The organism is Liquorilactobacillus aquaticus DSM 21051, assembly GCF_001436755.1.
Lineage (GTDB): Bacteria > Bacillota > Bacilli > Lactobacillales > Lactobacillaceae > Liquorilactobacillus > Liquorilactobacillus aquaticus.
On the sequence record NZ_AYZD01000015.1, the window covers coordinates 119,188 to 132,973 of the forward strand.

The following is a 13,786-nucleotide window of genomic DNA, read 5'->3' on the forward strand; positions in this document are numbered from 1 at the left end:
TCCCGTTTTCTTAACCAACCCTTAAACACTCACTAATAATAAAAAAGCTTTGCTATTGAAACATATTGAGATAAATATTGCGAGATAATATATAAAGAGGATGGATCAAAACATATGTTTTGATCCATCCCCTCTTAACTCATAAATTCACATGATGAACTATAGGCTCCATCTTTCACGCCTTGCGAGAACTTCTCTGACTGAAAACTTTGTCTATAATACATTCAATAACCTGAACATCTTTATCAAAATCCAAAGCACTGTAGTTAGTCCCAGCTTGCATAATTCTGATTTAACCTCAGAAAAGGAAGTTATTCTTCAGTCGTATCAAGATGAAGCTCATCTAATTGCTTTTGGGCAACTGTACTTGGAGCATCTGTTAATGGTTCCGATGCTTTAGAATTCTTAGGGAAGGCTATAACCTCACGAATATTGTCTTTCCCAGAAAGCAACATTGCAAAACGATCTAACCCAATTGCTAGACCTCCATGTGGTGGAAAACCGTAATCTAGAGCATCTAAGAAGAATCCAAATTGGTCTTCAGCCTTTTCCTTAGTGAAACCAAGAGCCTTGAACATTTTTTCTTGAATTTCACGCTGATGAATACGAATTGAACCACCACCAAGTTCATAGCCGTTTAAAACGATATCATAACTCTGAGCGTGAGCTTTATGCGGATCCGTAGACAACAAATCAATATCTTCCTCATTAGGCATTGTGAATGGATGGTGTGCTGCAATATAGCGATGGAAATCCTCACTATACTCGAATAATGGCCAATCAACAACCCACAAAAACGCAAATTTCGTTTTGTCTACCATGTCAAGTTCGTTTGCTATACTTGTCCTGAGATACCCTAAAGCATCAGCCACAACTTTACGCTTGTCGGCAACGAACAAGATCAAATCACCAACGCTAGCATTGGCTGCTTTTTTGATATTTTCAACATCATTTTTGAAAAACTTAGCAATCGGACCTGAAAAACCATTTTCCGTAACCTTTAGCCATGCCAATCCCATTGCACCAAAGCGTTTAATATATTCCTGTTTACTTTCAATATCCTTACGCGAATACTTTTCTGCACCATTTGGAACTGTAATTGCTTTGACCTGACCGCCTTTTTCAAGAATCGTTTTGAAGACCTTAAAATCAACATTCTTAACCGCGTCAGCCATATCAGTCAATTCCATTCCAAAACGAATGTCTGGTTTATCTGAACCATAACGATCCATTGCTTCGTTCCATATCATCCGTGGAAGAGGCAGTGTCATTTCAACACCAAGCGTCTCCTTCATTACACGTTGCAATAACCCTTCTGTTAAATCTTGAATTTCTTCGGCTGTCATAAAGGAAGTTTCCATATCAATTTGTGTAAATTCAGGTTGACGATCGCCACGGAGATCCTCATCGCGGAAACAACGTGCTACTTGATAGTAACGGTCGAACCCTGCGCCCATCAATAATTGCTTAAATAACTGCGGTGATTGCGGTAGTGCATAAAAATGACCAGGGTAGACACGGGAAGGTACTAAATAGTCTCTTGCACCTTCTGGAGTTGATTTAGTCAAATATGGTGTTTCAATATCAATAAATTTGTTTTCGTCAAGATAGCGATGAATTGCTTGAGTAATTTTACTTCTTGTAATAAGCGACTTCTGCATTTCTGGTCGACGCAAGTCAAGATACCGGTACTTTAGACGCAAATCGTCTGAAACATTGATCCCATTTTCAATGTAAAATGGCGGTGTTTTTGCTTTGTTTAAAAGTTTAACGTCGTGAATTTCAACTTCGACCTTACCTGTTTTCATTTTAGAATTGATTGCATCGTCATCGCGTGGGACAACCTTACCTTTAACCTCGATCACGTATTCACTTCTTAAACTATCTGCCACTTCTAGGGCTTCAGGTCCAAATTCTTGACTAAAAACTAGTTGCACAATGCCTTCTCGATCACGCAAATCAATAAAGATCAAGTTACCTAAGTCGCGACGTTTTTGAACCCATCCCTTCAAACATACTTCCTGCCCAAAGTAAGATTCATCAACAAGTCCGCAATATATTGTTCGGTTCATCATTTTTTACTCCTTTTCCCTTTCAACTATACCTTGATACACTTTATCGAATTCTGAATAAATATCATCTAGCAAAACCTTTACTTCATTTCCGGTCTGCATATTCTTCAGATTGACTTTTCCGGCTTGAAGCTCTTCCTCACCGATTGTCAAAGTTAGATGTGCTTTCATTCTATTGGCTGCTTTAAATTGTCCTTTAGGCTTACGTTCCAAGTAATCACGCTCAGCACTATAACCTGCGTGACGTAAAGCCTGTACCAATTTCAGCGTTTCTTCATTTGTAGCTTGCCCAATCCCTACGACATAAACATCCAGATCTTCATCGATTGGTAATTCAATTTTTTCAGCTTCTAAAACCAATAACAAGCGTTCGACACCCAATCCGAAGCCAATTCCTGGAACTTCTGGGCCACCAAGCTGTTCAACTAAACCATTGTAACGTCCACCGGCACAAACCGTTGTCCAATTTCCACCGAAAGCTTTTGAATTGCTCATGATTTCGAAAATTGTATGATTGTAATAATCAAGACCTCGAACCATATTCGTCTCAATCTCGAATGGAATTTTCAAAGTTTTTAACAGTTTTTTTACTGTAGCAAAATGCATAGCTGCATCATCCGTTAAATAATCTAAGATCGAAGGTGCATTTGCTACAATTTCCTGATCCTTTTTATCTTTGCTGTCAAGAATACGCAAAGGATTTTTGTGCAGCCTCTCTTTAGAATCGTCACTTAAAACATCTTCTAAGGGCTTCAAGTATGCCATCAGTGCCTCATGGTATTTTGTACGTGATTCAGCATCCCCTAAAGTATTGATTACTAATTTCAAATCTCGTAACCCATACTGCTGTAACAGATTAACCGCCATTGCCATCACTTCTACATCAAGCGTTGGATTATCAACACCGAAAGCTTCAACCCCAATTTGGTGGAACTGCCTTTGCCGTCCTGACTGGGGACGTTCATAACGAAACATTGGTCCCATATAGAATGTCTTAAACGGTCGCTGAATTTCTGGACCGTATAATTTATTTTCCACATACGCACGTACTACACCAGCAGTCCCTTCTGGCCGCAAAGTTATATGTCTTTCTCCTTTATCAAAGAAATCATACATTTCTTTAGTTACGATATCAGATGTTTCACCCGATGTTCGCGAAAAAACTTCAAAGTTTTCAAAAATCGGCGTTCTTATTTCATTATAACGGTAGTTTTTAAACAACTGTCGTGCTGTTTGTTCAATATACTGCCATTTTGCAGATTCGCCTGGAATAATATCAGTCGTTCCTTTTGGTCGTTGATACTTCATGTTTTTTCCTCCTCTTTTCTAAGATAATTGTGACAATACAAATAAGCCCCTGCCACTAATACTTGACAAGGGCGCAGCTATGCACGGTACCACCTTTATTTATGCTTCATGGGATAACGCTACAAGCGGCATGCACTGACATGCACCTCGAAAGTGTCCTTCACTTATCCAGTCAGATGGAAATTTCACCAAAATTCCACTCTCTCAACAGACCTAATAAGCTACTCCTCTCTCGTACGGCTCAAATTTATACTGTTATAAACATACTAGAATTGATTGCTAAAGTCAAGAGCTGCCCTGCCTTGTCAGAAATAAAACAGAGAGATTGTCACTTTCTTGTTTGTTATTATTTTCTTTTTGCTATAATAGTAATCAGTAAAAGTAAACGGAGTCTTAATGTATGCAAACTAAAAAAAAGAAACGCAGCAATTTAATTTTAGGCTTTTTAGTATTATTATTAACAATTATCCTAATATACCGCACTACAAGTTACTTCAAACAAGTTGTCGTTGAGACGTCGTCAGCCGAATTAAAAAAGGGACCGGGGATAGAATACAAAAAAATCGTATCTATCAAAAAAAAGGCGCGTCTCACAATTATTCGAACAAAATATCATTGGTCATATGTCAAAACATCTGACAATCGACTCGGATGGGTTGCCGATTGGGCAATCAATCCCCAAAAAATCCATAAAATAGATTCTTTGTCAGATGCTACCATCGTTCTTGATCCAGGCCATGGCGGCAATGACTCAGGCGCACTTTCGAGCGCAGGTAAGATGGAAAAAAAGTATACCTTGATTATTGCTAAGAAAGTCGCACGTAAACTTCAGGAGCAAGGTACTAAAGTCTATCTGACACGTCAAAAAGACGTCTATGCTACCCTTAAATCACGCTCTGACCTATCTAACACTGTCCATGCAGACGCTTTTATCAGTTTTCATTTTGATTCATCGCCACAGGAAAACGGGGCTTCCGGCTTCACTACCTACTATTATCATCAGCGTTCATCAACCGGTCTTGCTAAAACTATTAACAAGCAACTTGATAATTTGACACTAAGTAACCGCGGTATCGACTTTGGCGATTTCTACGTATTACGAAATAATGAATTTCCAGCAGTTCTCTTGGAGATGGGGTATATCAACTCTGAACGCGACTTTGAACAAATAAGTTCTCAGTCCTATCAAAACAAAGTGGCGACTGACGTCGTCTCTGGGTTAGAAAAATACTTTTCGAAATAGTTATAGTTTTTTTGTTTCAGGTTTCCGAATAAATATAAAAGCGATTCTAGAAATGTCCAAAATAGTTTCTAGAATCGCTTTTATATATCGTTTTTTTAATAATATTTATGTCTATCCCAATGATTCTATCCAGCATCAGTGATCATACTTCGCTGATTTAGCACCTCTTTAATCAAACGATAATTTTCAATAGACTTTTTATCCGTTTATCCGGTACTGTTTCGACAAAAATTATGTCATCTGGATCAAACAAAATCCCCTTGATACCTGCTTTGTGGGCTGCTTCAATATCCAAAGCCCTATCGCCTACCATAAATGAATTATCTTTATCGACCTGGTACTGATCGCACAGAAAATTTAAAGAAGCTGGATTGGGTTTACGCGGAAAATTATTTTCCGAAGTTACACAACCTGTAAACAAGGAAGTAAATTGATCACGTTTAAGCATGTTAAGAGCACTTTTATTACGATGAGTAACTAAAAAATTTCTCCCATTTTGTTCGATAACCCATTTGCATACCTCTGCTGCACCTTTAAACGGGCGGTCATTAGTTTGTTCACTCTTTTCGACGGTTTCATATCTGGTGACTATCCTTTGCTTCTTTTTAAAATCAACATTTTTCAAAAAGATAGCAAACGTTTGGTGCAGAGATGTTCTTCGCATCGATTTATAGACTTGATCACTTTCAACTTTAAACCCAGATTCAGTACAAGCTATCACGAAAGATTTCACCATGCCGCGATAGGTATCATAAAGGGTTCCATCGAAGTCCCAAAAATAGTCCGTCATTCAAAAAACCTGCCTTCAACTTCTTTTCGCCTTTTTCTTAATCCAATCAACTGCAATGTTCATTGCTAGTCGGCAAGCATTTGTCTGGTCCAACATATTCTTTACAACAAAATCATGTGTAATACCCTGAAACCTTATCTGAACAACATCTCCGCCTGCATCTCTTATTTTTCGAGCAATCGCTTCTCCCTCATCACGAACAACATCAGCTTCCGCTGTCATAATCAAAATCTCAGGAAGTGTTGCTAATTGCTCCAAAGAAGCTTGCAACGGCGAGAAAAGATAGCTCAGTGGGTCCCTTTCTTCACCCAAATACTGTTGCCAAGACCATTTCATTTGCTCTCGCGTGAGATCATACCCTCCTGCATACTGATGATAGGAATGAGTATCAAAATTTGCATTAACGATCGGACAGAATAAAACCATCTTGTAAATCGGCAGATTCTGTTTCCCATGCATTAAAAGCGCCAACGAAAGCGCCATTCCTCCGCCAACATCGTCTCCTGCCATAATTAATCGGGATAAGTCAAAAGGATATTTTTTTGCGATCTCAGACAAATGTTCAAAAAGTGCCTCCATCTGCTTCAGCTGAGTTGGAGCCTTGGCTTCAGGCGCTAATGAATACTCAGGAAAGATCACACACACGTGCGTTCGGCTAACAAGCTCATGAATCAACTTGCTATGCGTTTGCATATTTCCTGTCAAAAACTGCCCCCCATGAACATAAAAAACTACAGGAACTTTCTCATCAGCTCGCAGCCCTACTGGGTAAATAACTTTAAATGAAATCTCCTTCAAAGCGTCATCCAAAACTAGATGCTCTGATTTCTCAATAACATCATGCTGATACACAGGAGCACTCTGTTCCAACTCAAGCCGATCACGAATGACTTTGACTCCAATCGTAGTAGGCACGAACACATTGTTTCTCTGCTCACATAATTTTCTTGCCGCACTTTCTAACGATATCAACTGCATCAAATCACTCCTTGCAAAACATTAATTGTTCTCTGTATCATAAATGATCGTCACTGGCCCATCATTTACTAACTCAACTTGCATATTGGCTCCAAAAATCCCCTCTGAAACTTTTAAGCCCTCAGCTCTAAGTGCTGCATTAAAACGCTGATAGTTTTCTTCAGCTAATTCGGGGGCTTGAGCTTCTGTAAAACTTGGACGGTTTCCTTTGCGTGTAGCAGCATAAAGCGTAAACTGTGAAACAGACAACACCATACCGGCAGCTTGCTTAATATTTAAGTTCATTTTCTCGTCTGAATCAGAAAAGACTCGTACATTCGCTATCTTATGAGCTAAATAATCAATTTCTCTTTGCCCATCACCGTCTTTAAAACCAACCAAAAGTAAAAAGCCACTTTTTATTTCACTTATTTTTTTCTTCTCTATTTTTACAGATGCTTGAGCAACTCTTTGCAAAATGACCCGCATTCTCTATTCTCCCACTATTAATGAATTATTCTTTTTATAACGTAAACATCAGGGACTCGTTTAATATTATCCATCACTCTCTGTAAGTGAATAAGATCGCGAATTCCAACAGTTACATCCATCGTTGCCATTTTGTTGCTATCCACACGACCGTTTACAGAGTTCAAATGACGCGTACTATTATTCAAAGCCTGCAAAACATCATTCAATAAGCCCGAACGGTTGTATCCCTGAATCTGAAGATCAGTGTTGTAGTATGTTTTATCATCAGGAATAACATTCCAAGACACTTCAATTAGTCGAGTCCCAGAATTTTCTGCACTTTTTACATTAGGACAATCAACACGATGAATTGACACACCTCGCCCCTTTGTGATATAACCAACAATTTCATCACCTGGTATCGGATTGCAGCAATGACTAAGGCGTACCAACAGGTTATCAACACCTGCAATCGTGACACCTTCTTCGCTTTTACGATGTTCACTCGGAGGGGCTGCTTCATTCGAGATCTCTTGATGCTCCTCCAACAAAGCTTTTTCTTCTTGAAGCTTACGATCAGCTTCTTTTTCTTCGCGAATTTTTTCGGTCAAAATATTAATGATACCTAACGGGGCTAATTCGCCAAAGCCAATCGAGGCATACAGATCATCAACAGATGAAAATTTACGTTTGCGTAAAACTTTATTAATATTATCCTGTGTTAAAACCTTTTTAGGCTCAAAACCCATTTCTAATAAATTCTCATCAATAATTTCTTTACCCTTGTCAATATTGCCAACACGATCTTGTTGTTTAAAGAATCGTTTAATTTTATTGCGCGCCTTGCTTGTGTGCACTAACTTCAACCAATCGCGACTAGGCCCCGCTGAATTAGCCGATGTAAGAATATCAACAATATCACCATTTTTAACTTGATAGTCCAAAGGAACAATTTTGCCATTGACCTTAGCTCCGACCGTTTTATTGCCAATTTCGGTGTGAATCGAATACGCCATATCAAGCGGCCCTGCACCCTTAGGCAATTCCAGAACATCACCCTTCGGTGTAAAAACATAAACACGATCACCGAACAGGTCTCCCTTGACACTTTCGACAAATTCCGCAGCATCACTTGTTTCATCTTGCAATTCAATAATTTCTTTAAACCAATTTAACTTATTGCCAGTATTATCTTGATGGATGCCCTCTTTTTTACCTTCTTTGTAAGCCCAGTGAGCCGCAATACCATATTCAGCAACACGATGCATCTCGTCCGTTCTAATCTGAACCTCAAATGGCTTCCCATTTGGTCCAATGACAGTAGTGTGAAGCGATTGGTACATGTTAGCTTTAGGCATTGCAATATAATCCTTAAATCGCCCGGGCATAGGCTTCCACTTCGTATGAATGGCACCCAGAACAGCATAACAGTCTTTGATTGAGCGTACAATAACACGAACAGCCAATAGATCATAAATTTGACTAAATTGTTTATGCTGATCTTTCATTTTACGATAAATGGAATAAATGTGTTTCGGTCGCCCATAAATTTCACAACTCAAGTTTAGGTCAGCAATTGCTTCTTTGATTTCTACAACTGCTGCTTCAATATAACGAACACGTTCCGTCCGTTTTGAGTTCATCAAATGAACGATTCGGTAGTACTGCTGTGGATTCAGATAACGTAGCGAAATGTCTTCAAGTTCCCACTTAATCGTACTAATCCCTAAACGATCCGCCAGTGGTGCGTATATTTCAAGCGTTTCATTAGCGATCCGGCGCTGCTTGTCTGGTCGCAAATGACTTAACGTCCGCATATTATGCAGTCGATCTGCCAATTTAACAATAATAACCCGTAAATCTTTTGACATCGCAAGCAATAACTTACGATGGTTCTCAGCTAATTGCTGTTGGTGTGACTTATATCGGATCTTGCTCAATTTAGTAACGCCATCTACAATAATTTCAACATCTTGTCCAAATAGCTCTCCAACGTCCCCTAACGTTACTGGAGTATCCTCAACAACATCATGTAAAAAACCGGCACAAACCGTCGCAGGATCCATTTTTAACTCCGCCAAAATTCCCGCAACCTGAATTGGATGAATAATATATGGCTCTCCTGATTGCCGATATTGTTCCTTGTGTACATACATCGCAAGAGCATATGCTTTACGCACCAACGCGACATGTTCCTCATTCATATAGCCCTCGACCATATTAATGACGTCATCCGCGCTCCAATTAGTCTCCTTCTCCATCTCATCAGCTCCTAAAATAAATATGTAAAATAAAAGCACGTATTCGAAAACTCAAACGTGCCTTGGAAAACGCTGCTCGATTATTCTTTGGTAATCCCGTATGCTAAATAAGTAACCACAATATAGATCAACGAAAGGTAGTAAGCATAGCTCTCGAAAAACAATTTAACACCCAGAAGGTAAACAATTGGGAAAAATAAAAGATAGACAGCCGGCTCTTTCTTTAAACCAACTATCAAGCCTGACAAGACAGCGTAAACAATGTTAATCCCGAAAAGTGCAATACCTATCTTTTGGATATCACTAAGATTTAGTTCTGATAAGATAATCGGAATCACTAATGAAATCGCAAAAGCAACTGTTAAATACCATAATGTTGTAATAGAAAAAATTTTTTTAATAGCCATTAATGTCCTCACTTTGTCAATAATTATATCCATTTTAACCTAATTTGGCTGTTTATACAATGACAAGACAGCCTTCAGTGCTTTGTATTATATTAAGAAAGTTCTAACGAGAAAGATAAGGCAGACAACAGATACATCGGTGCTGTCTCAGCTCGCATAATCCGCGGACCCAGTCCAGTTAGTAAAAAATCATTATCTCTAAGATACTGAACTTCAGCTGGTGAAATACCTCCCTCAGGTCCAAAAACTGCAATTAGATGTTGCTTTGCTATAGTCTCTTTTTGTTTTTTTAATCTAGAAACAAGTTGGGCTAGAACTGCGGTTTCACCTTCTTTAGCTGCTTCCTCGTATGCAACCATTTTTTCTGAATACTTTTCTAACGGAATTTTTTTAATGTTTTCGAAATATGAAACCGTTGGTACCATAACACGATGAGCTTGTTCTGAAGCTCCCTTGATGATCTTGTTCAATCTAGTAAGCTTTTTTCCTTGTTTATTCTTGTCCCATTTGACTATCGAGTAATCACCTGCAAAGAAAACAAAATGTTGTGCCCCAAGCTCAGTTGCCTTCTGGACGATCCAATCTGCCTTGTCTTTTTTTGACAATCCACAAGCAATCGTAACCTGCAGCGGTAGTTCTACTGTATGTTCAAGTTTTTTGCATACTCGTGCTGTAGCTGCGTGGTCTGTAACTCGCTCTAGCTGCATAACTGTAACTTTTTTATCCGCTGCAACAATTTCAAATTGATCACCAGGTTTCATTCGCATCACAATGACAGCATGATGGTATACTTCAGCAGGTAACACTAAGCTAGAATCTACCTTTGCTTGTTCTATAAAATATCTCTGCATACCTTACCTACTCCTCGCCTACTGTTTTTCGTGCAATGATTGAGACCCACTTTTGATCCGTTGCAATCTGTTTGATCGTCAGTCCTTGTTCTAAAACAGCTTCTTTCACAGCATCTTTTTTAGCCAAAATTATTCCAGACGCAATAAAGCAACCTCCCACCTCCAAATGTGACGGTATCTGAGGCAAAAGCTCCAACAAAACTTCTGGCAATACATTGGCCACGATCAAATCAGCTTTGTAAGATATTCCAGATAATAGATTATTAAGATCAACCTTGATATTTGTCGCAAATGGATTAAGCTTAATATTTTTACGTGCAGACAGTAACGCATCTTCTTCAATATCAAAAGCATTAATTTCCTTAACTCCAAGCGCCCTAGCTGCAATACTCAGGACACCTGAACCCGTTCCAACATCTATTACCTTCTCATCCCCTCTAATAGTTTCTTCAAGAGCACGCAATGCCAAAACTGTCGTTGGATGTGTCCCAGTTCCAAAAGCTTTACCTGGATCTAATTTTATTACTTTTTCATCAGACTGCTTTTTTTGATACTGTTCCCATGAAGGGACGATCGTAAGATAACGTGTAACTCTGCGTACATGATAGTACTTTCTCCATTCATCAGACCACTGTGAGTCCCCTAAAGACTCAATCTCGATTGTAAGTTTCCCAGGATTAAGTCCAAATTTCCGTAAATCTTCAATTCTTGTTTTTATGGCAGGTATTCTTGCTGCTACTTTCTTAGTACTTAAAAAATACCCGCTCATTTTTATTCTATCCGAATTTTTTTGCTGAAGGTCCTCACTTCTTAACCCCTCTGCTCCTTCTTCAACAAGGATATTTTCGATTGCCGCCCGAACTTCGTTAGCGCTCACGATCGTTAATTCTTCCCACTGCACTTTTTTCCCTCCATTTAGTATCTTAGTATTTTGGATACAACAACCGTTCCTCATTACCATTTTCAATATTTTTTAATATCTTTTCATATTCTTCATTTGACCACTCTAATTCAAAAACGTCTGTATCCTCATTATTCAAGAAGTCGAGCAAATCCGATTCTCCATTATCAAGCACTATCTGCAAATAGATAAAAAATGCCTTTCCTTGTGTTAGAGACCATCCTTTTTTCCCTTCAAACGGTAAACAAACCAGATAATCATTTTGAACCTTTTTGGGATCAAATTTAGCCTCATCATATAACAAAATAGAATCGACAAAAGTTATTATCGGTTCATCAGATTCAACTTCCTTCATATCTAAAATAACTTCTTGTGCCTTATTTTCTGCGTAAAATGTTAAGTCTAAAGTAAAAGTATGCTGTTCTTTTTCCCAAGACACTTCCAAATTTCCGTCAAAATCAAGCTTTTCTAAATTCGTTTCTATGAAACTCAACAGATTTTTTTCCATCCCGACTACCGCCTTTTCTAAACATCATTAGATTGCCACAGTATTGATTATACTATTATTGTGTTCATATTAACCACGATGCAGTATTTAATAATAATTATATAACACATTTTACCAAGCCCCCGCAATCCTTATCAGCCTAAAATACGCTCTAACTAGTCTTTGGAGTTTTTTTTTGCTAGAATTAGTTTGTGTTCTACTACCGAAGGAGGATAATAAATGTCAATTTCAAAGAAAAAGATGATCTTGGATTTAGATACAGGAATCGATGATGCACTTGCACTTGCCTACGCGTTAGCTGACCCCGATTGTGATTTAATAGGGATTATCGGTTCTTATGGAAATGTCTATGTTAATCAGGGCGTTCAAAACAGCCTTGATCTTTTAAGTTTGCTAGGTGCAGAAGATGTACCGGTTTATTTAGGTGCCGACCATTCTTCTCAAACAGATTCCTTCACTGTTTTGCCTGTCAGTGCACAGATACACGGAAATAATGGTGTAGCCAACATTCAGCTTCCCAAGGCTCAGCGTAAACCTGAACAGAAAAACGGTGTTGATTTTCTGATTGAATCTGCACACAAATACAAAGACCAGCTCCTTTTTGTCCCTACTGGTCCATTGACTAATTTAGCTGCAGCCATCAAAAAGGATCCTGAAATTATTGATTTAATAGGGCACGTTACATTAATGGGCGGAGCATTAACAGTTCCTGGAAATGTCAGCCCCGCAGCTGAAGCAAATATTCACCAAGATCCCGCAGCTGCGAATGATGTTTTTCATACGCGCCTTCCACTGACAATGGTCGGGCTTGATGTTACAACAAGAACTTTGCTAACAAAAAAAGAAACAAAATGCTGGCGCGCACTCAAAACTTCTGCTGGATTAGTTTATGCAGATTTAGTCGACTATTACATCGAAGCTTATAAGACAACAAATCCTCATCTTCATGGCTGCGCACTTCATGATCCATTGGCGGTCGGAGTCGCTGTCGATCCGAGCCTAGTAAGCAAAATTAAGCTAAATCTTAAAGTTGATACAGAAACTCCTTTTGAAGGCCGAACAATCGGTGATGAAGCAGGCCTAAACGATTTAAGCGTCACCACAGATGTAGCCGTCAATGTTGACAAAAATAAATTTCTAGATAAATTTATGAATCGTCTGACACCTCTACTCGCTGCTCACTAATATCGAGAAGGTGAAAAAGTGAAATTTATTGGGATTATTTTATACGTTTTGTGGCTTTTACTACTTCTTTTGCGTTATGCCAATATACCTAAAGAATCTCAGTTCTCATATAGAAGAATTTTTTTTGGAAGTCTGGTTTGGTACCGCAACATACGCAACCTCATCTTAATTGCTGCTCTTTTCATAATAGAACTATATTTACCGATCAAGTTACTCTATCTGTTGTTCTTGATTACCAGTATCGTTATCATTGCAATTTGCATAAACAATCTAAGGTTACATATTGGGCACTTTTTTCCCACATTGGCTACCTTTCTTCTCGGACTCGGCATTTTTGTAGTTTCCTGTCTTTTCGTTTTTAATTTATAATTTAATTGTATTTCACAAAGGCTAAGCATTCTTTAAATTTGCTGGCCTTTTTTTGTCGGGATAAAACTCAGAGATACACATGTTGTTCAGGCTGTTGTTAATATAGTTCTTACACAAGCCATAATTAAACAAAAAAGTAATTGTTATATCTCGTTATTAAAACAAATAAAAAAACGGAAGCTTCATCAAAACCGATATCTCGCGAGCCACTCACTCTCCGTCTTTCTTTTTTAATATTTTTGCATATTGCAATAATTAATATTGTATTACGCAATAAATGTTTCACTTCTCGATTTTAAGAACCAAGAGCTTAATATAAATCTTTAGCTTTTAATTTTTTTGTAATTTTATAAATGCACCAAAAGGCAATTTAGTTGCATTTCTGATCCAATTTAACCTATCATGAGAAGTGAAGGATAGTGTAACGCTTACTAGTTACTATTTCTTAGTAGTGTTTGTACGT

At 38.3% G+C, this 13,786-nt stretch carries 12 protein-coding genes; 2 read left to right on the forward strand and 10 right to left on the reverse strand.

Annotated elements, in window-relative coordinates; genetic code table 11:
- Positions 1-311 precede the first annotated feature (311 nt).
- Complete coding sequence (gene aspS, locus FC19_RS03965) at positions 312-2,072, reverse strand: aspartate--tRNA ligase (protein ID WP_057875696.1); 1,761 nt, start codon at positions 2,070-2,072, stop codon at positions 312-314.
- A gap of 6 nt (positions 2,073-2,078) precedes the next feature.
- Complete coding sequence (hisS, locus tag FC19_RS03970) at positions 2,079-3,380, reverse strand: histidine--tRNA ligase (protein WP_057875697.1); 1,302 nt, start codon at positions 3,378-3,380, stop codon at positions 2,079-2,081.
- A gap of 400 nt (positions 3,381-3,780) precedes the next feature.
- Here hisS and FC19_RS03975 point away from each other — a divergent pair, with 400 nt between their 5' ends.
- Positions 3,781-4,623 carry an N-acetylmuramoyl-L-alanine amidase family protein gene (locus FC19_RS03975; protein WP_057875698.1) on the forward strand — a complete coding sequence of 281 codons (843 nt, stop codon included), beginning with the start codon at positions 3,781-3,783 and terminating at the stop codon, positions 4,621-4,623.
- Between the two features lie 172 nt (positions 4,624-4,795).
- Here the strand turns inward: FC19_RS03975 and FC19_RS03980 are convergent, their stop codons facing one another.
- The 8 genes from FC19_RS03980 to FC19_RS04015 form a co-directional block, all read right to left on the reverse strand.
- Complete coding sequence (locus FC19_RS03980) at positions 4,796-5,413, reverse strand: HAD-IA family hydrolase (RefSeq protein ID WP_057875699.1); 618 nt, start codon at positions 5,411-5,413, stop codon at positions 4,796-4,798.
- Positions 5,414-5,428: 15 nt separating this feature from the next.
- Positions 5,429-6,391 carry an alpha/beta hydrolase gene (locus FC19_RS03985; RefSeq protein WP_057875700.1) on the reverse strand — a complete coding sequence of 321 codons (963 nt, stop codon included), beginning with the start codon at positions 6,389-6,391 and terminating at the stop codon, positions 5,429-5,431.
- A gap of 21 nt (positions 6,392-6,412) precedes the next feature.
- Positions 6,413-6,859, reverse strand: a complete 447-nt coding sequence (gene dtd / locus FC19_RS03990) for a D-aminoacyl-tRNA deacylase (RefSeq protein ID WP_057875701.1) — start codon at positions 6,857-6,859, stop codon at positions 6,413-6,415.
- 17 nt (positions 6,860-6,876) lie between these two features.
- A complete protein-coding gene (locus FC19_RS03995) occupies positions 6,877-9,102 on the reverse strand; it encodes a RelA/SpoT family protein (RefSeq protein WP_057875702.1) in 2,226 nt (741 codons plus the stop codon).
- An 80-nt stretch (positions 9,103-9,182) separates the two neighbouring features.
- Positions 9,183-9,509: a hypothetical protein gene (locus tag FC19_RS04000; RefSeq protein WP_057875703.1), complete on the reverse strand. Its 327-nt coding sequence runs from the start codon at positions 9,507-9,509 to the stop codon at positions 9,183-9,185.
- 92 nt (positions 9,510-9,601) lie between these two features.
- A complete protein-coding gene (locus FC19_RS04005; protein ID WP_057875704.1) occupies positions 9,602-10,360 on the reverse strand; it encodes a 16S rRNA (uracil(1498)-N(3))-methyltransferase in 759 nt (252 codons plus the stop codon).
- A 7-nt stretch (positions 10,361-10,367) separates the two neighbouring features.
- Positions 10,368-11,261 (reverse strand): 50S ribosomal protein L11 methyltransferase, encoded by an 894-nt coding sequence (prmA, locus tag FC19_RS04010; RefSeq protein ID WP_057875705.1) that lies wholly within the window; start codon positions 11,259-11,261, stop codon positions 10,368-10,370.
- Between the two features lie 22 nt (positions 11,262-11,283).
- Positions 11,284-11,769, reverse strand: coding sequence for a DUF3013 family protein (locus tag FC19_RS04015; RefSeq protein WP_057875706.1), 486 nt, complete (start codon positions 11,767-11,769; stop codon positions 11,284-11,286).
- 225 nt (positions 11,770-11,994) lie between these two features.
- On the opposite strand from FC19_RS04015, the gene FC19_RS04020 reads away from it, so the two are divergent.
- Positions 11,995-12,954 carry a nucleoside hydrolase gene (locus tag FC19_RS04020; protein ID WP_057875981.1) on the forward strand — a complete coding sequence of 320 codons (960 nt, stop codon included), beginning with the start codon at positions 11,995-11,997 and terminating at the stop codon, positions 12,952-12,954.
- Positions 12,955-13,786: the final 832 nt, after the last annotated feature.

Excerpts from the sequence above, each read along its gene's own strand:
- FC19_RS03975 (WP_057875698.1), top strand. The coding sequence starts at position 3,781 with ATGCAAACTAAAAAAAAGAAACGCAGCAATTTAATTTTAGGCTTTTTA.
- FC19_RS03985 (WP_057875700.1), bottom strand. The coding sequence starts at position 6,391 with ATGCAGTTGATATCGTTAGAAAGTGCGGCAAGAAAATTATGTGAGCAG.
- FC19_RS04000 (WP_057875703.1), bottom strand. The coding sequence starts at position 9,509 with ATGGCTATTAAAAAAATTTTTTCTATTACAACATTATGGTATTTAACA.
- FC19_RS04015 (WP_057875706.1), bottom strand. The coding sequence starts at position 11,769 with ATGGAAAAAAATCTGTTGAGTTTCATAGAAACGAATTTAGAAAAGCTT.
- FC19_RS04005 (WP_057875704.1), bottom strand. The coding sequence starts at position 10,360 with ATGCAGAGATATTTTATAGAACAAGCAAAGGTAGATTCTAGCTTAGTG.
- hisS (WP_057875697.1), bottom strand. The coding sequence starts at position 3,380 with ATGAAGTATCAACGACCAAAAGGAACGACTGATATTATTCCAGGCGAA.
- FC19_RS03980 (WP_057875699.1), bottom strand. The coding sequence starts at position 5,413 with ATGACGGACTATTTTTGGGACTTCGATGGAACCCTTTATGATACCTAT.
- dtd (WP_057875701.1), bottom strand. The coding sequence starts at position 6,859 with ATGCGGGTCATTTTGCAAAGAGTTGCTCAAGCATCTGTAAAAATAGAG.
- FC19_RS03995 (WP_057875702.1), bottom strand. The coding sequence starts at position 9,102 with ATGGAGAAGGAGACTAATTGGAGCGCGGATGACGTCATTAATATGGTC.
- aspS (WP_057875696.1), bottom strand. The coding sequence starts at position 2,072 with ATGAACCGAACAATATATTGCGGACTTGTTGATGAATCTTACTTTGGG.